23 protein-coding genes are annotated in these 23,315 nt (G+C 64.4%); 4 read left to right on the top strand and 19 right to left on the bottom strand.

Features of this window, described 5'->3' with window-relative positions; genetic code table 11:
* Positions 1-165 precede the first annotated feature (165 nt).
* Genes AC6LJW_RS05195 through mltG form a run of 5 tightly spaced genes read right to left on the bottom strand, consistent with a single transcriptional unit; the run spans position 166 to position 4,625 of the window.
* On the bottom strand, positions 166-1,044 hold the full coding sequence (locus tag AC6LJW_RS05195; RefSeq protein WP_498086665.1) for an ankyrin repeat domain-containing protein: 879 nt from the start codon (positions 1,042-1,044) through the stop codon (positions 166-168).
* Positions 1,045-1,082: 38 nt separating this feature from the next.
* Positions 1,083-1,853, bottom strand: a complete 771-nt coding sequence (locus AC6LJW_RS05190; RefSeq protein ID WP_056570366.1) for a TatD family hydrolase — start codon at positions 1,851-1,853, stop codon at positions 1,083-1,085.
* A 17-nt stretch (positions 1,854-1,870) separates the two neighbouring features.
* Positions 1,871-2,920, bottom strand: a complete 1,050-nt coding sequence (holB, locus tag AC6LJW_RS05185; protein WP_427984975.1) for a DNA polymerase III subunit delta' — start codon at positions 2,918-2,920, stop codon at positions 1,871-1,873.
* On the bottom strand, positions 2,917-3,540 hold the full coding sequence (tmk, locus tag AC6LJW_RS05180) for a dTMP kinase (protein WP_056570362.1): 624 nt from the start codon (positions 3,538-3,540) through the stop codon (positions 2,917-2,919). Before tmk ends, holB begins: the two co-directional genes overlap by 4 nt.
* Complete coding sequence (mltG, locus tag AC6LJW_RS05175) at positions 3,537-4,625, bottom strand: endolytic transglycosylase MltG (protein WP_498086664.1); 1,089 nt, start codon at positions 4,623-4,625, stop codon at positions 3,537-3,539. The genes tmk and mltG overlap by 4 nt, the downstream gene beginning before the upstream one ends.
* Positions 4,626-4,784: 159 nt before the next feature.
* Here mltG and ygfZ point away from each other — a divergent pair, with 159 nt between their 5' ends.
* A complete protein-coding gene (ygfZ, locus tag AC6LJW_RS05170; protein WP_498086663.1) occupies positions 4,785-5,783 on the top strand; it encodes a CAF17-like 4Fe-4S cluster assembly/insertion protein YgfZ in 999 nt (332 codons plus the stop codon).
* A 52-nt stretch (positions 5,784-5,835) separates the two neighbouring features.
* Here ygfZ and AC6LJW_RS05165 read toward each other — a convergent pair whose 3' ends face one another.
* From AC6LJW_RS05165 to AC6LJW_RS05135, 7 genes are all read right to left on the bottom strand, one after another.
* Positions 5,836-6,525, bottom strand: a complete 690-nt coding sequence (locus tag AC6LJW_RS05165; protein WP_056570606.1) for a VIT1/CCC1 transporter family protein — start codon at positions 6,523-6,525, stop codon at positions 5,836-5,838.
* 75 nt (positions 6,526-6,600) lie between these two features.
* Positions 6,601-7,038, bottom strand: coding sequence for a PaaI family thioesterase (locus tag AC6LJW_RS05160; RefSeq protein WP_056570356.1), 438 nt, complete (start codon positions 7,036-7,038; stop codon positions 6,601-6,603).
* Between the two features lies 1 nt (position 7,039).
* The gene (gene mmsB / locus AC6LJW_RS05155; protein ID WP_056570355.1) at positions 7,040-7,930 is read right to left on the bottom strand and encodes a 3-hydroxyisobutyrate dehydrogenase; all 891 of its coding nucleotides are present in this window, start codon (positions 7,928-7,930) and stop codon (positions 7,040-7,042) included.
* 126 nt (positions 7,931-8,056) lie between these two features.
* Complete coding sequence (locus AC6LJW_RS05150) at positions 8,057-9,232, bottom strand: enoyl-CoA hydratase/isomerase family protein (protein WP_056570353.1); 1,176 nt, start codon at positions 9,230-9,232, stop codon at positions 8,057-8,059.
* A complete protein-coding gene (locus tag AC6LJW_RS05145; RefSeq protein ID WP_056570351.1) occupies positions 9,229-10,383 on the bottom strand; it encodes an acyl-CoA dehydrogenase family protein in 1,155 nt (384 codons plus the stop codon). Before AC6LJW_RS05145 ends, AC6LJW_RS05150 begins: the two co-directional genes overlap by 4 nt.
* A 201-nt stretch (positions 10,384-10,584) precedes the next feature.
* Positions 10,585-10,932 (bottom strand): RnfH family protein, encoded by a 348-nt coding sequence (locus tag AC6LJW_RS05140; protein ID WP_056570349.1) that lies wholly within the window; start codon positions 10,930-10,932, stop codon positions 10,585-10,587.
* On the bottom strand, positions 10,922-11,356 hold the full coding sequence (locus tag AC6LJW_RS05135; RefSeq protein ID WP_056570347.1) for a type II toxin-antitoxin system RatA family toxin: 435 nt from the start codon (positions 11,354-11,356) through the stop codon (positions 10,922-10,924). Before AC6LJW_RS05135 ends, AC6LJW_RS05140 begins: the two co-directional genes overlap by 11 nt.
* A 60-nt stretch (positions 11,357-11,416) precedes the next feature.
* On the opposite strand from AC6LJW_RS05135, the gene smpB reads away from it, so the two are divergent.
* Positions 11,417-12,016: an SsrA-binding protein SmpB gene (smpB, locus tag AC6LJW_RS05130; protein ID WP_255357214.1), complete on the top strand. Its 600-nt coding sequence runs from the start codon at positions 11,417-11,419 to the stop codon at positions 12,014-12,016.
* Position 12,017: 1 nt separating this feature from the next.
* Here smpB and AC6LJW_RS05125 read toward each other — a convergent pair whose 3' ends face one another.
* The 3 genes from AC6LJW_RS05125 to AC6LJW_RS05115 form a co-directional block, all read right to left on the bottom strand.
* Complete coding sequence (locus AC6LJW_RS05125; protein ID WP_056570343.1) at positions 12,018-13,205, bottom strand: GGDEF domain-containing protein; 1,188 nt, start codon at positions 13,203-13,205, stop codon at positions 12,018-12,020.
* Positions 13,206-13,231: 26 nt separating this feature from the next.
* Positions 13,232-14,158 (bottom strand): SPFH domain-containing protein, encoded by a 927-nt coding sequence (locus AC6LJW_RS05120; RefSeq protein WP_008167745.1) that lies wholly within the window; start codon positions 14,156-14,158, stop codon positions 13,232-13,234.
* Positions 14,159-14,254: 96 nt separating this feature from the next.
* Positions 14,255-14,686, bottom strand: coding sequence for an NfeD family protein (locus tag AC6LJW_RS05115; RefSeq protein WP_400520428.1), 432 nt, complete (start codon positions 14,684-14,686; stop codon positions 14,255-14,257).
* Positions 14,687-14,855: 169 nt separating this feature from the next.
* Between AC6LJW_RS05115 and AC6LJW_RS05110 the strand changes: the two genes are divergently transcribed.
* Both AC6LJW_RS05110 and AC6LJW_RS05105 read left to right on the top strand, forming a co-directional pair.
* Positions 14,856-15,596, top strand: coding sequence for a glutamine amidotransferase (locus AC6LJW_RS05110; protein WP_056570338.1), 741 nt, complete (start codon positions 14,856-14,858; stop codon positions 15,594-15,596).
* 125 nt (positions 15,597-15,721) lie between these two features.
* Complete coding sequence (locus AC6LJW_RS05105) at positions 15,722-16,567, top strand: bifunctional transcriptional activator/DNA repair enzyme AdaA (protein ID WP_056570336.1); 846 nt, start codon at positions 15,722-15,724, stop codon at positions 16,565-16,567.
* Between the two features lie 59 nt (positions 16,568-16,626).
* Here AC6LJW_RS05105 and AC6LJW_RS05100 read toward each other — a convergent pair whose 3' ends face one another.
* From AC6LJW_RS05100 to AC6LJW_RS05085, 4 genes are read right to left on the bottom strand one after another with little or no spacing between them, the layout of a single operon-like run.
* Entirely contained in the window at positions 16,627-17,622 is a 996-nt protein-coding gene (locus AC6LJW_RS05100; RefSeq protein ID WP_498086662.1) for a DUF6708 domain-containing protein, read from the bottom strand.
* Positions 17,622-20,315: a T6SS effector BTH_I2691 family protein gene (locus tag AC6LJW_RS05095; RefSeq protein WP_498086661.1), complete on the bottom strand. Its 2,694-nt coding sequence runs from the start codon at positions 20,313-20,315 to the stop codon at positions 17,622-17,624. Before AC6LJW_RS05095 ends, AC6LJW_RS05100 begins: the two co-directional genes overlap by 1 nt.
* Positions 20,228-21,100: a DUF4123 domain-containing protein gene (locus AC6LJW_RS05090; protein ID WP_498086660.1), complete on the bottom strand. Its 873-nt coding sequence runs from the start codon at positions 21,098-21,100 to the stop codon at positions 20,228-20,230. Before AC6LJW_RS05090 ends, AC6LJW_RS05095 begins: the two co-directional genes overlap by 88 nt.
* An 8-nt stretch (positions 21,101-21,108) precedes the next feature.
* Positions 21,109-23,235, bottom strand: coding sequence for a type VI secretion system Vgr family protein (locus AC6LJW_RS05085; protein ID WP_498086659.1), 2,127 nt, complete (start codon positions 23,233-23,235; stop codon positions 21,109-21,111).
* Positions 23,236-23,315 lie beyond the last annotated feature (80 nt).

Here is a 23,315-nt window from a genome sequence, read left to right as displayed (position 1 = left end):
TATCGAAGCGAGATTATCAATTTGTGGCGGTTTTACTTCTGATTTTTCCCACCAGTTGAGAATCGCAAGGGAAAACCCCGAATTTCCGGCGTAAAAAAACCCGCCGGAAGGCGGGTTTGATAGGTCGGCAGCTGGGTGTTCGAGCGACTGCCTACCGGGCGTTCGTCACGGCGCGGGCGGCTTCTCGTAATCCGACAGGCCGACGCCAGAGACCCCCTTCACCCCGCCACCGGGCGCCGCAGCAGCCGGCGCAGGCGTCGGCGGGGCCGCGGGCGCTTGAACCGCCGACGGCACATCGGTCGTCGGCGCGATATCCGCTTGCTGCGGCGCGCCCTGCGCCGCCGCGCGGCGTTTGCGCTTGGCGTCCTCTTCCTTCTGAACCAAGGCCGTCAGCTCGGCGGCCAGCGACTCCGACTTGCCCGTGGCCGCCCACGCGGCCGCGTCCTGCCCCTTCGTGTCCTGCGTGGTGACGTCGGCCCCGGACTTGAGCAGCAACTCGACCATGGGCTTGCGGCCCGACAGCGCTGCCATCATCAGCGGCGTCTCGCCATTGGGCGCGGGCGCATTGATCATGGCCTTGTTCGCCAGCAGCAGGCGCGCCATCTCCATCTGCCCCTTGGACGCGGCGTAATGCAGCGGCGTCCAGCCCAGGCGGTTGACCTGCGCGCCGCGCGCAATCAGCTTCTTGGCGCGCTCGGTCTGTCCGGCGATGGCAAGGTACATCAGCGGCGTCTCGCCCGCCGGGTTCTCGGCGTTGACGTCGGTGCGCTTGTCCGCGGCCAGCACGTCGAAAACCTTCCAGGCGTTGTCCACGACGGCGCGCATGATGGCGGGCTGGCCGTTCTTGTAGCGCACGTTGGGGTCCGAGCCCTGCGCCAGCAGATCACGGATGTCGTCGGGGTAGTCGTTGGCGACGTAGACCCACCAGTCGGTGGGATTGGCGGCCTGCGCAGCGGGCGCGGCCAGGCCAATGGCCAGCGCCAGCAGGCCGGCGCGGCTGCATGACAGGAAGGCTTTGTGGGCGAAGGCGATGCGGATGGCCATGGCTGTCCTTGAATGCGGATTCAGTGAATCGGGATGACCTATTTCTTGATCTTGCTGAACAGCTTGAAGAAATTGTCGGTGGACGCGCGCGCGACCTCGGCCGCCGTGATGCCGCGAAGATCCGCGATCTTCTCGGCCACGTGGATCACCTTGGACGGATCATTGAGCTTGCCGCGAAACGGCACCGGCGCCAGGTACGGCGAATCGGTTTCGATCAGCAGCCGGTCCAGCGGGACCTTGGTCGCCACTTCATGCACGATCTGCGCGTTCTTGAACGTCACGATCCCGGACAGCGAAATGTAGAAATTCTGGTCCAGCGCGGCCTGCGCCACTTCCCAGGTCTCGGTAAAGCAGTGCATGACACCGCCCGCCTCGGCCGCCTTTTCCTCGCGCAGCATGCGCACGGTGTCCTCGGCGGACGACCGGGTGTGCACGATCAGCGGCAGGCCGGCGTCGCGCGCGGCGCGGATGTGGCGGCGGAAACGTTCGCGCTGCCAATCCAGCGGTTCGGATAGCCGGTAGTAGTCGAGCCCAGTTTCGCCGATGGCCACGACCTTGGGATGCTCGGCCAGGCGCACCAGTTCCTCGGGCGTCGGGTCCGGCGTGTCTTCGTAATCGGGGTGCACGCCCACCGACGCCCACAGGCGCGGCTCGGGCTCGACCAGCGACATCAGGCCGGGCCATTCCGGCATGTTGACGCTGACGACCAACGCGTGCGTGACCTGATTGGCCGTCATGCGGTCCAGAATGGCCGGCAGATCGTTGGCAAGCTCGGGAAAATTCAGATGACAGTGTGAATCGACGTACATGGAGAGTCTGGTAGGGCTTACGCCTGGCAGGATAGCACCACGCGCTGCAGGGTGGCGTGGGCGAACAGCTTGGCGTTCAGGGGGTGCGTGGCCAAGGCGCGCTGGCGCGTCAGCCAGCGGGCCGATTCGGCCACGCGCGCGGGATTGATACGGGCGGCAACCTGCGCCACGCCGGCTTGCAGCGACGGGAAATAGCGCACCGGCGCCCCGGCGCTGGCAAGCATCAGGTCGGTGTAGAGCCGTTGCAAGGCATCGATCCATTCAGCCGCCGCCACCTTTTCCAAGGATTCGGCCAGCGTGCCCACATCGGGCGTCTGGCCCTTGGACAGCGGATTGACCAACTGGCCCAGCCAGGCCGGACAGGCCGACTCGCCCGACTGCGCCAACCGCAACGCCGCCAGCGGCGCGCCACCCGCAGCGGCCAGCCACTCGCGCGCCGGTTCCACGTTCTGGTCACGCAACCATTGCAGCGCCGTATCCGCGTCGGGCGCGGGCAGCGGCAGGCGGCGGCAGCGCGACACCAGCGTGGGCAGCAGCCGGTCCGGTGCGTCCGCGACCAGCAGGAAGACGGTATGGGGAGGCGGTTCTTCCAGCACCTTGAGCAAGGCGTTGGACGACACGACGTTCAGCGCGTGGGCCGGGTACAACAGCGCCACGCGCCAGCCGCCGCGGTGCGTGGCGGTGTTGAACCAGGATTCCAGCGAGCGGATCTGGTCGATGCGGATTTCCTTGGAAGGCGCGCGCTTGGCGGCGCCCGCCGCCGGCTCGGCGTCTTCGGCCTGTTCGGCCGCGTCCGCGCCCTCTTCCACGGCCACCGCCTCGGGGCGGATACGGCGCAGGTCGGGGTGATTGCCGCTAGCAAACCAGTTGCAGGCGGCGCAGTGGCCGCACGCCAGTCCGTTCTCGGGCGTCTCGCACAGCAGGCTGGCTGCCGCGGCGATGGCGAAATCAAGCTTGCCGATGCCGGCCAGCCCGTGCACCAGCCAGGCGTGCGCGAACCGGTCGCGATTGCCCAGCCACGCACGGGCCGTCTCCATCTGCCAGGGGTGGAACTGGGGCGCGCTCATGCAGGAACGGCCAGCAGCTCGCGCAGGCCCGCCTCGAGCTCGGTGCGGATCTGGGCGATGGAACGAGTGGAATCGACGACGCGAATGCGGTCGGGGTCGGCCTTGGCGCGGGCATGATAGGCCTCGCGGGTGCGCTCGAAAAACGCCGCGCCTTCGCGCTCGAAGCGGTCGGGCTCGCGCGCGTCGGCCAGCCGCGCCCGCGCGACTTCAAGCGGCACGTCGAATAGCCAGGTCCGGTCCGGGCGGCCGGCGCGCATCCAGTCTTCGAGGACCGCGACACGCTCGGCGCCCAGGCCGCGGCCGCCACCTTGATAGGCGTAGCTGGCGTCGGTGTAGCGGTCGCAGACGACCCACGCGCCGCGCGCAATCGCCGGTTCAATGACCTGGCGCGCATGTTCGCACCGGGCGGCAAACATCAGCAACGTCTCGGTATCCAGCCCCATGGCATCGTTCAGCACCAGCGCGCGCAGTTTTTCGCCCAGCGGCGTGCCGCCGGGCTCGCGGGTGGACACGACCTCTACGCCCTGCCCGCGCAGGAAGTCCGCGATCCAGTCCGTGTGCGTGCTTTTGCCCGCGCCGTCCACACCCTCCAGCGTAATGAAACGTCCGCGTGAGGTCATTGATCTTGTCCTTGTGCTGATTCGGGTTCGGGCGTTGCCGGCGCGGCGGCGGGCGCGGGGGTGGGCGCAGGCGTGGAACGCTGGCCCTGACCGAGAATGTAGCGGGCAACGTTGCGGTTGTGCTCGGACAGATTGGCCGAGAACTCGCTTGTGCCATTGCCTCGCGAGACGAAATACAGGAACTTGTGCTGTTCGGGCTGCACGGCGGCCAGCAAGGCGGCCCGGCCCGGCGCGGCGATCGGCGTGGGCGGCAGGCCCGGACGCGTGTAGGTATTCCAGGGCGTGTCGGTCTGCAGGTCGCGCTTGCGGATGCGGCCCTGATAGGCCTCGCCCATGCCGTAGATCACGGTCGGGTCGGTCTGCAGCAGCATGCCGATCTTCAGCCGGTTGGTGAACACGCCCGACACGCGGCGGCGCTCCGGGCCGTGGCCGGTTTCCTTTTCGATGATGGACGCCAGCACCAGCGCTTCATAGGGCGTGGCGACGGCCACGTCGGACTGGCGTTTGTCCCAGGTGTCGTTCAGGATGCGCTGGCCTTCCTGGTAGGCGCGGCGCAGCAGGTCGAAATCGGTGCTGCCCGGCGTGAAGACATAGGTGTCGGGGAAGAACAGGCCTTCGGGATGCTTGATGGTCGACCCCAGCCGTTCCAGCAATTCTTCGTCGCTGACGTCACCCAGCGTCTGCTTGACGTCCGTGTTTTCGCGCAGCGCCTGGCGGATCTGGCGATAGGTCCAGCCTTCCAGGAACGTGATCTGGCGCTGGGTCATGTCGCCGCGCGCCAGGCGCTCGAGCAGCAGCCACGGCGTATCGCCATTGATCGCCTGGTAGCCTCCCGCCTTCATCAGCTTGTCGCGTTCGGACAGGCGCGCCATCCACACGAAACCGGGCTCCCACATCGGCACGCCGGCCGCGTTGAGCGCGCGCGCGACGGTGCGCGGGCTGCTGCCCGGATCCACCACGAAGTCAATTTTGTCGGCCGGCAGGGTCATCGGGCGGTGCATCCAGGTGTAGGCGGCGCCCACCGCGCCGCCTACGGCCAGAACGATGAGCAGCAGGAACCACAGGACGAAATTTCGGAGTCGCATCTTCATAAGTGTCGGAAGTTTAATGGATCGCGGGCCTCGCCCGGGACACAACCGGGGCCGGATCGAGCGGCGCGCCCCTTTGGTCATCGGGGACATGGCGGGGCAAGGCCGGGATCGGGGCTATCATCAGCACTTTGATGACGCGATAACCCCGCCGCCATGCACGCCTATTACGCTTCGATTCCCGTCCGCGCCGAAGGTTGCGCGCAATGCGCTCCGCTGGACGATCTGGCGGTCTTCACCGCCTCGGGCGCCGACGCCCTCACCTTTCTGCACGGCCAGCTCACGCAGGACGTCACGGGCCTGCCCCCGGACGCCGCCCGCCTGGCCGGCTATTGCACCGCCAAGGGTCGCCTGCTGGCCACGCTGGTCATGTGGCGCGGCGCGGGCAATGCCGACGACGCGCTACAGTTCTACGGCATGGTCCGGCAGGACCTCTCCCAGGCCCTCATCAAGCGCCTGTCCATGTTCGTCCTGCGCGCCAAGGTCAAACTGGCGGCCGCGCCGCTGCACGTAGCCGGGGTGCAGGCCACCTCGGAACAGGCTGCCGCGCTGGAGGCCCTCACGGGCCCCCTGCCGCGCGCCACCTGGCAGCGCGCCGACCTGCCGTCCGGTACGTGGATCGTCGCGCCGTCGGCCGACGACCGCCTGCGCTGGTGGTGGATCGCGTCGGACGCGCAGCTGGAACAATCCGGCGCGCTCACGCAGGCGCTGGGACTGGCGCCCGCCGCGCACTGGCAAGCGGGAGACCTGGCGGCCGGCATTCCCTGGATTGCCGCGGCCACGCAGGACGTCTTCATTCCGCAAACGGTCAACCTGGACCTGATCCAGGGCGTCAGCTTCACCAAGGGCTGTTATCCCGGCCAGGAAGTCGTGGCGCGCAGCCACTACCGGGGCACCGTCAAGCGGCGCATGGCCTACGGCACCATTGCCGACGCCGGCCTGAAAGGCCCGGCGCTCGCGGGGGTGGACGTGTTTGACGCCGCGCAGCCCGGCGAGGCCATTGGCCGCGTGGTGCAGGCCGCCAGCGACGCCGGCGTCGTGTCGGTGCTGTTTGAAACCACGCTGGCCGCGCTGCCCGAAGGAGACCTGCGCCTGGCCAGCGCCGACGGTCCCCGCATCGCGGCGGCGCCGCTGCCGTACTCGATCAATCCCTGATCCGTCCGGGCCTGCTCGCGCTGATTTCCGCGCGCAGGCCTTGCGGTCATTGTCAGACCGCCACCCCGAACAACGCCCCCACGCCGGCCGTCACGGCCATCGCCGCCGCGCCCAGCACGGTGACGCGCAATGCCGCGGGCAGCTTGGGCGCGCCGCCCGCCTTCGCGGCCATGGTGCCCAGCGCCGCCAGACAGCACACCGACGCGCCGATGACCCAGCCGATCAGATGCGGTCCCGGCGATACCGCCGCCACCGCCAGCGGCACCGCTGCGCCCCCGGCAAACGACGCAGCCGAGGCCAGCGCCGCCTGCACCGGCCGCGCACGGTTATGCAGCGAGATGCCCAATTCGTCTCGGGCGTGCGCGTCCAGCGCGTCATGGGAGGTGAGTTGGCGCGCCACCTGTTCCGCCAGCTCGCGCGTCAGTCCCCGTGCCACGTAGATGTCGATCAGCTCGGCCAGTTCTTCGCCGGAATTGCGCTTGAGCGAGCGCTGCTCCATGCGCAGGTCAGCGGCTTCGGTGTCGGCCTGCGAGCGCACCGACACGTACTCACCGGCCGCCATCGACAATGCGCCGGCCACGAGGCCCGCCAGTCCGGAAGTCAGGATGGCGCCGTGCGAGGCCTGGGCCGCGGCAACGCCGGTGATGAGGCTGGCTGTCGAGACGATGCCGTCGTTAGCGCCCAGCACTGCGGCGCGCAGCCAGTTGCTGCGGAAAATTCGATGATGTTCTTTTGCTGGCATTGCCGGAAAACCCATGCGAGGCGCGACAAGCGCGGGGCACGCTCGGCCAGTGGCCCGGCGCGCCCCGCGCGGAATTCATCGCGGCGTCACGCGCACCGCGGTCAGCAAGCCTATCACGCACAACGTGGCATGTTCGCCGTCGTACGCGTGCATCTCCACTTGGCAGACCGAAAGACGCTTGCCGGGCTTGACCACGCGCCCGGTCGCGACAAAGCGGTCGCCCTTGGCGGGCGCCAGGAAGTTCATCTTGAATTCCGACGTCAGCACGTCCTCATCCGGTCCGAACAGCGTGAACGCGGCATAGCCGCCCGCGCTGTCGGCGATGGTGGTGGAAATGCCCGCGTGCAGAAAGCCGTTCTGCTGGCAGAGGTCGGCGCGGTAAGGCAGAACGATGTCCACCCTGCCCGGCTCGACCGCGTCGAGCTTGGCGCCCAGCAGCGCCATGATGCTTTGCTGGCCAAAACTGGCCTGGACCCGCGCGGCCGGGTCCGCAGGTGCGTGGGACGGCGCCATGTCAGTCCTGCTCGCGCTTGACCAGGTTGACGATGCTGGAAAAGTCCAGCTTGCCCGACCCGCCCCCGCTGTGCAGCGAATACAGGTTGCGTGCCAGCTCGCCCAGCGGAATCGAGGCGCGCGCCGACAGCGCCGCCTCGGCCGCCAACCCCAGGTCCTTGAGCATCAGGTCCACGCCAAAACCGCCGGCATAGCCCTTGGACGCCGGCGCATGTTCCATGACGCCCGGCCAGGGGTTGTAGAGCTCGGTCGCCCAGTTGCGTCCCGAGCTCTTGGCGATGATGTCCGACAGCACCTTCGGGTCCAGTCCATTGGCCACGCCCAGCGCCAATGCCTCGGACGTGCCGGCCATCAGGATGCCGAGCAGCATGTTGTTGCAGATCTTGGCCACCTGCCCCGCGCCCGCCGGACCCGCATGGAAAATGTTCTTGCCCATCTTTTCCAGCACGGGGCGCGCGCGCTGCAGCGAGGCTTCGGCGCCGCCCACGATAAAGGTCAGCGTGCCTGCGGCCGCGCCGCCCGTGCCGCCCGAGACCGGCGCGTCGATCATGGCGATGCCGCGCACCTCGGCCGCCTGGGCCACCTTGCGCGCCGAGTCGGGCGCGATCGTGCTGCATTCGATGACCAGCGCGCTCGAGGCGATCTTGCCGAGCAGATCCTGATCGAGGTACAGGCCCTCGACGTGCTTGCTGGCCGGCAACATCGAGATCACGACTTCGGCCCCTTCAACCGCTTCCGACGCGGACGCCGCCGCCGTCGCGCCGGCGTCGGTCAGCAGCTTGATGGCCGCCGGCACCAGATCGAACACTTTCAGGCTGTGGCCGGCCTTGACCAGATTCAATGCCATGGGCGCGCCCATGTTGCCCAAACCGATAAACGCGATGCTGCTCATGATGTCTTGTCTCCTGTTGCTATTGCTGTAGGTATGGATTCATCGTGACCTGCGTAACTGCGTGACCTGCGCGGCAGGCGGGGACCAGGGGCCAGCGGGCGGGCCGGCCGCCCTGTCAGGGCCCGCTCAGCGCCCTTCCTGCCCCAGATCGGCAAGCGGATGCGGCTCGCCCTCCGGCCAGGGTTCCTCAAAGAATTTCTGCACCCACGCGTCGGTGGCTACGTCGATGACGGCCGGGTTCCAGCGCGGGTTCTTGTCCTTGTCCACCAGCAGCGCGCGGATGCCCTCGGCAAAATCGCCATGCGCGGTGCACGCCAACGCGGCCGTGTACTCAACGCGGAACACGTCATCCAGCGACCGCAAACGCGTGCGCTGCTGCAGTGCGAACGCCAGGCGCACCGATCCGGGTGAGCCCGCCAGCATGGTCTTGGCCGCGCGCGACAGCCACGGATCCTCGTGGTCCTTCAGGAAGGACAGCTCCTCGTAGATGTCGTCCAGCCGGTTGCCGTTGCACAGGTTGTTGACGACGAACGAGTGCTGGCGCAACGGCCCGGGTTCCAGCGGCGTGGGCGGCTCAAGCGCGGTGAGCGCGCGACGCAGCAGGCCGTCGTTGATGGAGCGCGGCGGAATGGCGTCTTCGGCGGCGCCCGAGGCCTGCCCGGCCCACGGCTGCTGCTCCAGCGAGGACAGCAACGCGGGCCAGTCCGCGCTGTTCAGGCGGAAATCCGCCAGACCCGCGAAGAAGGCGTCGGACGTATTCAACTGCGCGCCCGTCAGCGCCAGGAACACGCCGCTGCGGCCCGGCATGCGGTTCAGCAGCCAGCTTCCGCCCACGTCCGGGAACAGCCCGATCGACACTTCCGGCATGGCCAGGCGCGAGGTCTCGCTGACAACGCGGTGGCTGGCGCCCATCATCAGGCCGATGCCGCCGCCCATGACGATGCCGTGGCCCCAACACAGAACGGGCTTGGGATAGGTATGAATGCGATAGTCCAGCCGGTATTCGTGTTCGAAGAAGCGGCGCGCATAGGCGTTGCTCCAGCTAGGCTTGCCCGCGTTCTCGGTCATGCTGCGGTACAGGCCGTGCAGATCGCCGCCGGCGCAGAACGCCTTGTCGCCCGCACCCTGCAGCACCACCAATGCAACACCGGGATCGCGCGCCCACGCGTCCAGACGGTCAGCCAGCAGGTCCACCATCTCGAGCGACAGGCCGTTCAGGGTTTGCGGCGCATTCAGCGTCGCAATGCCGAAACGCATTCCATTGGCAGCGGATCTTTCTTCGAACAACACCGGTGCATTCATCTTATGTCGGCTCCTTTTTCCAACAATTGGCGGGCAATGATCACGCGCATGATCTCGTTGGTGCCCTCCAGAATCTGATGAACGCGAGTATCGCGCACCAAACGCTCCAAGGGATAGTCTTTCAGGTAACCATAACCACCATGAATCTGTTGCGCGTCCAGGCAGATCTGGAAGCCCATATCGGTTGCAAAGCGCTTGGCCATTGCGCAGTAGGTGGACGCATCGGCCGCGCCGGCGTCCAGCTTGCAGGCCGCCAGCCGCACCATCTGGCGCGCCGCCACCAGGTGCGTCGCCATGTCCGCCAGCTTGAACTGCAGCGCCTGGAACTCGGCCAGGCGGCGGTTGAACTGGCGGCGCTCATCCATGTAGCGGCGGGCTGCGTCCAGCGCGCCTTGCGCGGCGCCCACCGAGCAGGTTCCGATATTGATCCGGCCGCCGTCCAGGCCCTTCATGGCGATCTTGAAGCCCTCGCCCTCCACGCCCAGCATGTTGGCGGCCGGCACGCGGACGTTCTCGAAGGTGATGGGGCGCGTGGACTGGCTGTTCCAGCCCATCTTCTCTTCCTTGCGGCCGTAGCCGATGCCCTCGCTGTCGGCCGGGATCGCAAAGGCGCTGATGCCTGCCGGTCCCTCGCCGCCGGTGCGGGCCATCACGACCAGCAGGTCCGTGTCGCCGCCCCCGGAGATGAAGGCCTTCGCGCCGTTGACGATGTAGCTGTCGCCGTCGCGCTGCGCCCGCGTGGAAAGCGATGCCGCGTCGGAACCGGCGCCCGGCTCCGTCAGGCAATAGGAAGCCAGCTTTTCGCCGCTGGCAAGCAAGGGTCCCCAGGCGTCTCGCAGACCCGGCTGGCCCCACTTGCCCACCATCCAGGTCGCCATGTTGTGAATCGTCAGGAACGCCGTGGTGGACGGGTCCACCGCCGCCATTTCCTCGAACACCAGTGTGGCGTCCAGGCGCGGCAGACCCAGGCCGCCGATGTCTTCGCTGGCGTAGATCGCGCAAAAGCCCATCTCGCCCGCCCGGGCGAAGGCTTCGCGGGGGAAGATGCCCTCGGCATCCCAGCGCGCGGCGTGGGGAGCCAGCTCGCCCTCTGCGTAATCGCGCGCGGCCTGCGCGAACGCGCGCTGCTCGTCGGTCAGTTCCAAGTCCACAGCCTGTCTCCTGATGTAGTCGGTATTGTCTCGTGGCGTTGCTGCCGTCTCGTGAACGCCAGCTCGTCGATTTTGACATGACGTTGACGTAAACGTAAGCACGAACCCGGGTTAATGTTACGCCCGAAGCGGCCGGGCGCTTTGTCTTATTGATGACAATGTGCGGGGACGGGCCGGCGGCAACGGCCGCCCCTCAGCGCGCTACAGCAAACCGGCCGGCCGGACGCGCCCGTTGCGGGCGGTCTTGGTACGGCGGTGCTCGGCGCGACGGCGGCGCGACTCCTTGGGATCGAAGGTCAGACCGCGATAGATTTCCACGCGGTCGCCGTCGGCCAGCAACGCGTGCGGCTCAGTAGCGCGGCCAAAGACGCCCACGCCCCGTTCCCACGGTTTGACGACCGGAAACGCCTGCGCAAACCCGCTGGCCGCCAACGCGTCCTCGACGGTCGCCCCCTCGGGCAGGCGCACTTCCCGTTGCCACGCGTGGCCGGGCAAGGCGTAGCAGACGATGACGCCGATCTGCCCTGCCGCGGACGCCTCATTCGCCATACTTGGCCTGCGCGCGCTTGGTGAAGGAATCAATGAAGCTGGTCGCAATGCGGTTGAAGACCGGCCCCACCACCATTTCGAGCGGCCGGTTCGAAAACGCATACTCCATGGTGAACAGAACCTTGCAGGCGTCTTCGGCCAGCGGCTGGAACACCCAATGCCCCACCAGGCTGGAGAAGGGACCATCCACGAGTTCCAGGTCGATCCGTTCGGGATAGACATGGACATTGCGGGTGGTGAACCGCTGCTTCATCCCCGCAAAGGAAATCAGGATGGAGGCCTGCATGCCGTGTTCGTCGCGGGTCTGCACCTCGGCGCCGCCACACCACGGCATGAACTCGGGGTACTTCTCCACGTCGGCAACCAGGTCGAACATCTGGGCGGCGCTGTAAGGCACCAGGACGGATCGTTGTACTTTGTGCATCGACTATCGCAAATGGCTAGAATGGCAAGATTTTACCGGCACAGCGCTTTGTGGGCCTAAATGGGCCGAAACACTCGGCTTAAACCCCGGACCGGCACATCGCGCAGAATAACGAGCAATCCCCGTTCGCAACAACCCGCAATCGGCCGGATAGCCAGATTCGCAGAATCCCAGCAAGAAGGCTTTATGAGCATTATCGACAACCGCAAGGCCACGCACGACTATTTCATCGAAGACCGCTACGAAGCTGGACTTGTCCTGCAAGGCTGGGAAGTCAAGGCGATCCGCGACGGCCGCGTGCAGCTCAAGGAAAGCTACGTCATCGTGCGCGATGGCGAACTGTTCCTGCTCGGCATGCACGTCAGCCCCCTGCCCACGGCCTCCACGCACATCCATCCGGACGCCATGCGCACGCGCAAGCTGCTGCTCAAGGCGGAAGAAATCAGCAAGCTCATCGGCAAGGTCGAGCAGCGCGGCTATACGCTGGTGCCGCTGAATCTGCACTACAAGAACGGGCGCATCAAGCTGGATTTCGCGCTGGGCCGCGGCAAGAAGCAGTTCGACAAGCGCGACACCGCGCGCGAAAAGGACTGGGCGCGCGAAAAGGAACGCATCATGAAGCACGACACCCGCGCCCCGCGCCGCAGCAAGGACGACTGATTTACGCCGCCACCGGCAGCGCCGGGCGCTCGGCCTCGTGGCCGGGGCCCACGATGCGGTTGCGCCCCGCCGACTTGGCCGCATAGAGCTTGCGGTCCGCCCGTTCAAACAGCACCTGCAGGTTCTCACCAGGTATCCAGTCTTCGACGCCGGCGCTGAACGTGTACGAAATCGTGCTGCCGCCATGCGCACACGGCGTGCGCCGCACCGAATCCAGCAGCCGCTCGGCCACCTCCAGCACCGCGTCGCTGCGCATGTCCGCAAACAGCACGCAGAATTCTTCACCACCCACCCGGCCCACGTGATCGCCGGTGCGCAGCGTCGCGGTCGCCAGCAGGCCAAAATGGCGCAGCACCGCATCGCCGGCCGCGTGGCCGTGCGTATCGTTGATGCGCTTGAAATGATCGATGTCCAGCAGCAGCAAGGTCAGCGGACGGCGCATGCGCAGGGCCTGCGCGCAATAGCGCTCGGCCTGCAGCCACCACGCCTTGCGCGACATCAGACCCGTCAGGAAGTCAGTGTTGGCTTCCTGTTCGCGATCGGCCAGCATGCGGTCGTGGATGATCATGATGGTGCCCAGCGTCAGGCAAGGCATGATCAGCACGCCCAGCGTCAGGAAGGCGACGCTCCACAGCGTGGGTTCCAGAAAAGCCGACACCATGTCCAGTTCGACCAGGTACACCGCGGCGCGAAGCGCGCAGACCATGGCGGAGATCAGCGTCACCACCCACACGAAACGGTAGCTGTAGCGCGAGCGGTGCGCGGGCATGTTGCGCTGGACAACGATGGCCACGGCCAGCATGAACCCCATCTGCAGCAGCGACATCGCCACGATACGCGGCCCCACCTGCCAGTCCACGTACGTATAGACCGCCACGACCGACAGCGCGGCCACACAGCCCAGCGTCATCAGATGCCGGGGCACCGTCAGCCCGAGCAGCCGGCGCACGCCCGCGTAGTACGCGCAGAGGGCGAGCGCGATGGCCGTGTTGGGCACCAGAATGGATGCCCACAGCGGCGCCTTGGTGTTTTGCAGCGCAAAAGTAGAAAACGCCAACAGCGTGAGCAGGTTGGCGCGGATGGTTTCGCGGATGCCGGCCATGCCGCTGCGCGCCAGCGACCCCAGCACGCAAAGGGAAAGCACTCCCGCCAGCGCTGCTATCAGAAGCAAATTAACGGGAGCGATCATGGGCGGGCGCGCAGCGAGGCGCGGTATCAGGTGTTGCGCGTGGACTTCACGATGGTCATGGCGGAAGCGATCATGCCGCCCACGTCGGACAGGTTGGCCGGCAGGATGAGCGTGTTGCCTTCCTTGGCCACGTTGCCGAATGCCTCGACGTAGCGTTCGGCAACCTTCAGGTTCACGGCTTCCATGCCGCCCGGCTGGCGCACGGCATCGGCAACCTGCGTGATGGCCTTGGCCGTGGCTTCAGCGATCGCCAGCACCGCAGCGGCTTCGCCCTGGGCCTGATTGATCTGCGCCTGCTTCTCGCCCTCGGAACGCGCGATGGCGGCTTCGCGTTCGCCGGTGGCGATGTTGATCTGTTCCTGGCGGCGGCCTTCGGAGGCTGCGATCAGTGCGCGCTTTTCGCGTTCGGCGGTGATCTGCGCCTGCATCGAACGCAGAATTTCGTTGGGCGGCGTCAGGTCCTTGATTTCGTAGCGCAGCACCTTCACGCCCCAGTTCAGCGCCGCCTCGTCCAACGACGAAACGATGTTGCTGTTGATGGAGTCGCGCTCTTCAAAGGTGCGGTCCAGTTCCATCTTGCCGATGACCGAACGCAGCGTCGTCTGGGCCAGCTGCGTGATTGCCGAAATGTAGTTGGACGAACCGTACGACGCACGCATCGGATCCGTCACCTGGAAGTACAGCACGCCGTCGACCTGAAGCTGCGTGTTGTCGCGCGTGATGCAGACCTGGCTGGGCACGTCCAGCGGAATTTCCTTCAGCGAATGCTTGTAGGCCACGCGTTCGATGAACGGAATCACGAATCCGGCGCCCGGCGACAGGACGCGGTCGAATTTGCCGAGCCGCTCGACCACCCAGGCATGCTGCTGCGGCACGATGGCGATCGCCTTGACGACGATCAGGATTGCCAGTGCAACGATGACAAGCAGCACGATGGTTGAAGTATCGATCATGGTGTGAAGCCTCTTTTGGAGTAGATGCGCCGGCTTGCCCCGCCGTGCCGGCCAGGGTTCCAGCGATTGCCCGCGGCGCTGCGCGGGCGCGTTCTGCTATGCCGAGCCGCCGCGCTTGGGAGTAAGCACGAGGATCGAACCGCGCAATTCGGTAATGGTGTGTTCGCCGGGCTGGGCGGCATGCCCCTTGGCCAGCTCAGCCTGCCAATGCGCGCCGCGGTACCAGACGCGCGCGGCCCCGCTGTCGGACCAGGCTTCGACCATGACGGTCTGGCCGATGTCCAGAATGACGTCGGCGTTGCGGGCGGAGTTGACCTCGCGCTTTTTCAGCACCCGGGTCTTGCGCAGCACCAGGAGCCCCAGCAGCAGCACGACGCCGCACGCCACCAGTTCCCATTGCAGGCCCGCATTCAGCCAGGCGGCAATACCGCCGGCGGCCAAACCCAAGGCGACGAGCAGCAAATAGAAGGTTCCTGTCGCCAGCTCACCAATGAGGGCCAGCGCGGCCAATCCTAGCCAAATCCACATAGTCTCAAGATCGTCTGTAAGGATGAGTATCTGAGCGGATTGTACGTATTTCCGGGACGGAGCGGGGTTTGTCGTGCACCGACGGGAACATTTTCGCTGGATTATGATGTGCCCCTGGCGCGCCCGGTCGCGAGACTTCCGCGCCGCCCTTATCCACGCACACGCATTTATGACCGCTGCAACTCCTTCTGCTCTCCCCGTCCTGATCCTGCACACCGGCGATCCGGACGATACGCTCAAAAGCCAGTTCGGCGGCTATGCCGAACAAATCATGTTGGCGGCCGGTCTGGCCGCCAGCGCCGCCGAGATCGTCGCGGTCTACGAAGGTCAACGCCCGCAGGCGCCCTCCAGCTACCGCGCCGCGTTGATTACCGGTTCGCCCGCCATGGTCTCCGACAAGGAACCCTGGAGCGAAGACACCGCCGCCTGGCTGCGCGAGGCCCTGGAAGCCGGCCTGCCCATGTTCGGCGTCTGCTACGGCCATCAGTTGCTGGCGCACGCATTTGGCGGCAAGGTCGGCTACAACCCGGCTGGCCGCGAAGTCGGCACCCAGACCGTCGAATTGCTGCCCACCGCCGGCGGCGATCAGCTCATGGCCGGCGTGCCGACCACGTTCCCTGCCCAGATGCTGCATGCGCAGACCGTGTTGCAACTGCCTGCGGGCGCGACGGTGCTGGCGCGTTCGGACCTGGACGAGCACCAGATGATCCGCATCGGCCGCAACGTCTTTTCCACCCAGTTCCACCCTGAGTTCGGCCCCGACTTCATCCGGGCCCATCTCGACCGCTATGGCCGCCGCTACGCCGCCGAAAACCTCGACATACCGGGGCTGTCGGCCAATGTGCGGGCCACGCCCGTGGCGGCTGGCCTGCTGCGCCGCTTTCTGGAGACCTACGCGCCCGGCGCCTGAGCCCTGCCAGCGCGCCCCATCGGCTGCGTCAGAGACCGCCGCAACAAGCGGAGTGCGCGGGCCGGCTTGCCTTGAGACGATAGCGTCATGCGTAAAGCCATCACGCGAGAAGCCAGGAGTCCCTTATGAGCCCCGCCGCCGTCCCCTTGAGCAAACAGCACGCCGCCGCCGTGGAACGCGCCTGCCGCGCACTGGAGGCCGAGCAGCCGCCTGATTTGTCGACGCTCGCCGAACAGGCCGGCATGAGCCGCTTCCATTTTCACCGCATTTTCAAGGCCGCCACGGGCATCACGCCCAAGGCCTACGCCAACGCCCTGCGCGCCAGCCGCGCGCGCCAAAGCCTGGAAGAAAGCGCCAGCGTCACCGACGCCATGTACGACGCCGGCTTCAATTCCAGCGGACGCTTCTACGAAGCCGCCCCCGCCATCCTGGGCATGACGCCCACCGCGTTCCGCAAGAACGGCGAAGGCGTGGATATCCGGTTCGCGGTCGCGCAGTGCTCGCTGGGCGCACTGCTGGTGGCCGCAAGCAGCACCGGCATCTGCGAAATCGCGCTGGACGAGGATCCGGACCGATTGGTCCAGAACCTGCAGGACCGCTTCCGCGCCGCCAAACTGATCGGCGCCGACCCCCGATTCGAAAGCTGGGTGGCCGACGTGGTCGGCTTTGTCGAAGATCCGGCGCGCGGCCTGGACCTGCCTCTGGACGTGCGCGGCACGGCATTCCAACGTAAGGTCTGGGAGGCCCTGTGCGAGATTCCGCTCGGCGCCACCGCCACCTATTCGGAAGTGGCCGAACGCATCGGCGCACCCGCCGCCGTGCGCGCCGTCGCCCGCGCCTGCGCCACCAACAACATCGCGCTGGCCATTCCCTGCCACCGCGTGGTGCGCACCGACGGTTCGCTGGCGGGCTACCGCTGGGGCATCGACCGCAAACGCGAACTCATCGCCCGCGAAGCCCGGGCCGCCTGATCTGGGCGCGGCCTGGTCCGGGCCCCAGACACCTCGATGCGCTGAAAGCAGCTTCGGGATTATCGTCCCACCTCTTCAATGTCGCGGGGAAATCGGGGTTCATAGCACAGCAGCAACGAAAGCCAGTGGCCGGCAGCATGGATCAAGATAGCGGGCAACATCAACAGGTTCGCTACGACAAACACCCATAAGCCGCTGTGGCGCAGGAACTGGGTGTCCAGGCCCCATGCCGCCTTGAACGAAAGCCAGGGCCACGGGAACTTGCTAACAAACTTCTCGGGCGCCGGCACGGCAGCGGGGCCATCCTCCATGTAGCGGCGGATGTACTCCCAAAACGCGAGGAGCTCGCTGGCGTTGCGAGTAGGTTTACCCACGAAAGTGACTTCGAGGTTGTCGGTAGGAGTTCCCTGCAAGTCCACACCATCGCCCCTGTCCCAGACCAAAATGACGAAGCCTCCGGTGCCCTCCAGTTCGCTCATGCTTTTGTCCATAAGCACCTCGGTTTTATCCCAATCCATGATACGAATGCCGCCTAGATGCTCGGGCCGTAGCAAGTAAACCTTGCGGGTGACGCGGTTGAAACGAACGATGATGCGACGGGCAGTGAGCGACTCCAACCGAAAATACCGTAATGTGTATTTTAAGAAAACGCATAGCACCGCAAACCAGAGCACCGGAAAGAGTATTAGGAAAAAGTAATCCTCACCATCCAGCGGCAAATTGTCATAGTAGCCATGACCTTGCAGGATGTAGTCCACGGATACGATTACGGTACGCAAGCACGCGTAGATCAGAAACCCATAAATCCATCCTAAAAACGCGGTGATTACTCCTCTCTTCTCATCATTTGGCGTGCGAAGGTCCATAGCCGATTCGGTCAATGCATATACCGACTCATTGTCGTAGACGTCGCTGCAAACACACTCGCCAACACCTTCAGGAGCTTGAATTTCAGACTGCCCCGGCTGGCGTTGTTGTTTGCCCAATTCTTCGGTCGCTTCCTCGTAGCTCATCAAATTTATTGACCACTGAAAACCGCGCTCTAATAAATACATTAGTGCACCACCTTCACCGTTCGTTGCATGAGTTCGGTCTCCATCTCTTCTGTCGCCACAGGACCGTTGCTGCGGTTTTTACGAAACGAGCAGTGATCCAGAAATAGTTCCAGAGCATCAGGAAGGATGCATATTTCAACCGCCGCCAAAGCCAAAATCGTGAGATTGACGCTCAGGAATATACGAAGCATCAAGATCATCCGGCCAGCAAGAGCAGCAGACACCTTGGAGCCCGCGTTGAGCGCACGCCCAAACATTCGACTGGTTCCATACCTCTTCGATAAGTGCTCTAAGTAAGCGCCCGCCGCACCCAACCCGACCGCAACGGATAGTGTGGCTGCACCTAGCTGGGCGCTAGCGCGCAAAAAGTAAAAGCCAGCGATTGAGAATCTTCTGAAGACGAGATTTTTATTGAAGTCTTGGAAGTCATAGGTTGCCCCGACTAGCGAAGCTGTGCCAGCCAAGACCCCCGCCGTAAAGCGAAGGCCACTGCGGAATACCTTGGCACCTTGCTGCACAGCAGCGCTGCCACTTCTCTCAGCAAAGGTCACCGCGCCCGCGCCCACTTCGAAACCCGTTGCAGTTAGCGCCACCAGCGCCGCGACAATCTCCACATACTCCCTGCTTCGCTTGTTTGCCGCGGTCAGTCTGTTATAGAGGTTCCACATCTCCAAGAACACCAGAGTGCTTCCAATGCGGATTTCAGTCATCGGCCCTTTTACTCCCGTCTGCAGGGCCTTCTCGAACTGTCGGCTGGCGGAGCGCTCCATGCGTGCCGTTGATCCTCGACTGAGCTCCTTGCCGTTCCGCAATTCGAGACGATAATGCTGCGAGTACCGACCCAGGCGCGCGAGCAACACTGACGCCGCGAGCTTATTGAGTGGGGCGTCCACAATGGCAGCAGCGGTCTTGCTTTGAAATAATGAGCTTCCTAGCGTATTGATCAGCATTGCGCCGCCGACCAGATAGCCGGACGGTGGCCCTCCGCCCGTCGAGGCATCAGCCAGCGAATCGAGCATGGCGTGGCTCTTTTCGTAGAGATCCGCCAGTTTCTTTAGCCGGTTTTGCAACGCGGCAGGGTCGACGGATTTCAGCGTATCGCTCTCACCGAAAAGTTGGTCCACTTCGCTTTCCACGCTCTCCTGGTTCTGCGCCAACGACCGCCAGAACAAGTTTTCTCGCGACACCCCCGCCTTACGCCAGCGATCAAGCAGTTCCTCGCCGACCGCAGTGGCGTTCATGCCGACGACGGCCTTTCCCATTTGGTCTTCAAACAGCAGGGCCTGCTCGGTATCATCGCGATCAAAGACTTCGAGTGCGTCGAGAAGCGGTTCGCTCTGCAACCAGAGAAGGTGATCCGAAGCGCGCGCGTCCTTGGCCGCGTCCGCTTTGCTAACTTCGTCTCGGTAGCGGTTCAGGAAATCCTGACGCATATCCTCATCAATGTAGCCAGCGTACTTGCTCCAACTTTTGGCACGCCTCCGCCTGGCGGTGGCCTCCTGAACTTCCCGCTGATGCTGTGGGTTGCGATAGTTGTAGTAGCCGCGCACCGATTGCGGGACCATGTGGCTGTTGCTCATCTCGTACCCGCGGTCCGAGTAACGCACTCCGAAGTCCCACTGCTCTTTGTAATAGAGCTTCTCGGCTTCGTCTTCTACAAGCTTTCTGATGTTTTCAATGCCAAATGCGATAGTGAACTTGCGATGGTTGGTGAGTCTTTCGCCGTCCTCCGCTGCCATGAAGCCTTCAAGTGCTTCAACACTCGCATTTCGCCACGCGTTCAGTTCCTGAGTAATTCCGAGGGCGTCATCCACTACGATGGCCGCGCCACGGAACCGATTGTGCGTGGCCGTTGGTCGCATTTCTGCCTGAGTGGCTTGCAGGGGTGGCGCAAGAGGGTTAAACGCCTGCGCTTTAAGCAGCATGCTCAATCTGGGCTGGTTTACAGCCGCGAAGTCCGCTACGCAATCAAGCTGATCAAAAGTCAGCACGCCGTCTTGCGGGCGGACACAATCCATTTCCTCGGGGGCCTGCGACGCAAGTTTGGCGATATCCACCGGCACCAACTTATTCCGGCTTGCCGGGAGCGTGCGATATCGGCGCAGCGTTTCCTTGGTCAAAGGGCATGGGCTAAAGAACAGGCGAAGGTCCTTGATGTCGTCGACGTCATGGACTTTGAACATCCAGCTCCAGCCAGGTGGGTCATCCATGCCCGGGACAGCTGCGGCTTTGCGCTTCCACGGTTCCTCAGCATCCATATAGGTCAGCGTTCCGGCTTCCGATACCCGGTACTGGCTATGCCATTCATAAGTCCCTGCGCTCACGCGCTGGACAAGGACATACAGAAACCCCTGGCGCAGCGGGCGTAATGCGTAAGTGGATTCGCTCAGACTGCCCACGCTGCTTGGCTTATTCAAATGCTCGGGCATAGACGGAAGGAGTTTGCGCTGTTCGGCGCTGCCTCCCACGGCGCCATACCGCAGCGGAAGTATGGTGAAGGTGCGAGTGCAAGTTACCTCCGCCCCACGATTCAAGATTCCATCGAGAAGCGTGCGATTCTCCGCACATTCATTAAAGGTGTCGTTCCAACCGAACATTGACGTCCTCAACCATTTTTTCTGCGCATGCGCACTTGCAGAGCCTGCGCCAGGGGTTCTCGCAGCGCTTTCGCTTCCTGCAATGCGTCGTTCCATGCCGATGAACCCTCTAGCGCCTTGCCTTGCAACGCCATCAAGGTCACGTAGTCGATTCGGTCGCTCTGTTGGCTCAAGCCAATGCGATCCGCTTGAGCCAGCAAGTCATGAACGAGTCCAAGCCGAGTGCCATGGCAGTTTTCGCGGTCGCCCTTCATTTCAAGGGGCACCCGAAGCTGGTCCGCCAGCCGGTACGCGAGCGGGTCGCCCGCGAGCGCCACCCAGCATGACTCGTCCAGTTGGATGGCCGGTGCGGGATACGGCCTGGCTGAACCGTGACCTGTGAAGTGTTTCCAGGCCTTGCGCTCTCGGTGGGGAAATACGAGCCACCAATGGCGAACCGGCGCCAGCCAATCGGCGATTCCTGGTAGATCCTGACGCGCATGAAGCACGGGAAAGGCCAGTTCCGTATGAAAGCGCAGCAAGTAAGTGGCACCGTCCGGCCCCTGCGCGGTTGTGGCGCAGCTAAGGTGCTCGGCCAGCAGGGCTGGAGACATGGCACTGGTCAGCCAGGCGCTGATCGCGTCGCCCGCCATCTCGGCAGCGTCGCAGAGAAAGTCGTACTGGCCTTGCAGGCTTTCCTGCGTAGAAGGCGCAAAAAGCCATGGGCCAATCTCGCGGAGATTCTCCAACTCTCGCTGCTGCAGTAGCGGCCAGCCGGAAAATCGCTCCATAAGCTGCATTCGGACATTTGTCTTCAGGCGAGCCATTTCAACGATGGCTGTCAGTCCATGATCGGGGAGCCGGCGCAGTTCGTTCACAACACTTTCAGAAAATGGATTCATATGTAGTCTTATCCACCGAACCGCACGACGCTGCGGCCCTCCGCGATGGCCTTCAGCAGGCATCCCACACAAACGGGTTCGCCGGGTTCCGGCGTGCCGTTGACGGAGATCGAGTTCGTGCCGCCACCGGGCTTTTGATTTATCGGACCCTTGATCAGAATGGCGACCCCATCAAGCGTGATACCCGATGCATCGATTCGGATGGTTCCCCCCGGTCCCTTGATAGTCAGGCTCTCTGCCGCTTGGCTCTCAAAATCCTTCGTGCGCTGCCGGATCGCCTGCCCCGCCTGCAATTCCGATTGCCCCTCGACCGTGAGCTCCTGGTGTCCGCCGATACTCACCCAATGATTCGCCGCGGTCTTGTCGCGGCGGTTGTTGCCCACTTCTTCGGTGCGGTCCTTGGTGGTGTAGATCGTGTGATTGCGCCCCACAGTCAAAAAATCATCCCGTCCGATGTCATGCCGCCGGTCCTGGCCGATGGTGACCTGTTCGTCGTTGCCCGCCGTTTCCTTACGGTCGCGGCCGATCGTGATGGTCTCGTCGTGCTCGACCTGTTCGCTGCGGTCATGGCCCACGAACGTGGTTTCGTCGTGATTGACGTGGATGTTCTGGTCCTTCTGCGCGTGGACGTAGATTTCTTCCTGTTCCTTCTCGTCTTCGAAGCGCAGTTCGTTGTATCCCTCGCCTTTGTGGGTCTTGCTTTTGATCGTCATCCGCGTCTTGTGACGCGGCAACTCGTAGGGCGGCAATTGCAGGCGGTTGTAGGCGCGGCCGGTGACCACGGGCTGGTCCGGATCCCCATCGAAGTAAGAGACGATGACCTCCTGCCCAATGCGCGGGATGGCCATGTGCCCCCAAGTGGCGCCGGCGATGTCCTGTGAAACGCGGATCCAGCAGGAGCTGCGTTCGTCCTCCTCGCCGAGCCGGTCCCACGGGAACCGGACCTTCACCCGGCCATACTCGTCGGTATAAATCTCTTCATCGGGCGGGCCGACCACCACGGCGTTCTGCGGACCGTCGATGCGGGGCCTGGGTAGCGGTTCCGCGCGCCACTCGGCGTCGTCCGGGACCAGTTCGGCTTCGTAGCTGTAGTGGGTTCCCAACGGGGCTTGCGCACTTTCCTCGGCCTGGCTCGTGTGTTGGATGCCGCGGTGGACAATGCGCACCGGACGCCAGCCGCGGTTCAGGTCTTCGCGCGGATGACCGGCCAGGCTGAATGAAATGCCCGGCTGGAGCCGCGGGTCATCGCCTTCAACGAAAGCGACGCGCGCATCGCGGCGATGGCCGCGCAGGCGGTTTTCGGCGAAAGGTCCGCCGGCTTCGTCGAATTTAGCCCGAGCAGGATAGTCATAGCGTTCGTAACGGCGGCCCTGATGGTCCAGATCTCGTCCGTCGCGGCTGTGCTGGTGGCTGTAGCGCGGATGATGAAAGGTGTAGTCGCGCTGGGTCTGGCGTGCGGTACGCACGTTCTCGGTGTAGGCGAACCGCCGCAACGCAGGCTGCGGCTGGTCGCCACCGGGGATCGCGTTGTACTGCACCGGCTCATCACCGACGCGGCCATGGATGAACAGGCGGTCGCTGTGGATTAATTGATGGCCTTCAGCGGTATGGCGGAAGGAGTAGAAGAAGCCTTCCTCGCGCATGACGCGCTCGACGAAGTGGTAGTCGGTGTCGCCCGCCTGCACGCAGTATTCGCGCGCCTGGTGTTCGGTGGTGCTGCGCTGCTCGTAATCCTGGGTAAGGCCATGCGCCTTGAGCACCGCTTCGGTGATCTGGGGGACGCTTTGCGACTGGAAGATGCGCCAGTCGGAACTGAGTTTCAAGCGCGCCAGACGCGGCTCGACGATCGCGCAATAGCGTGAGCGGCGAAAGCCCGTGTCGCGTTGAGCAAGAGCAGAGACCGCGCCGTGCACGTACCGCACCGGCGTGTCGCCGTGCCAGATGGTCAGCAGTGCGGCGCGCTCCAGGACTGCGCCGAAATCGAGAGCGGGATTGGCGCTGGCCAGGTCCACTTCGAGCAGAAAGGTCTCCGACAACCCTTCCTGCAGCGTAAATTCGACGACCTCAAATGACTCGTCGCCGATGGTGAAAGTGAACCGCAGGTCGGATTGGGTAGGAATGACGAGCTCCCGCATCGACAGACCTTTAGCACCCGCAAGGAGCGCGCGGTCCGCCTATAAAAACGCGTCCGCTGCAAATAAAGAATCTCGCAATG

It is taken from the genome of Achromobacter sp. 1012554356, assembly GCF_059760815.1.
Note: the sequence above shows the minus strand (reverse complement) of the source record. Positions and strands in the feature narration are given on the sequence as shown.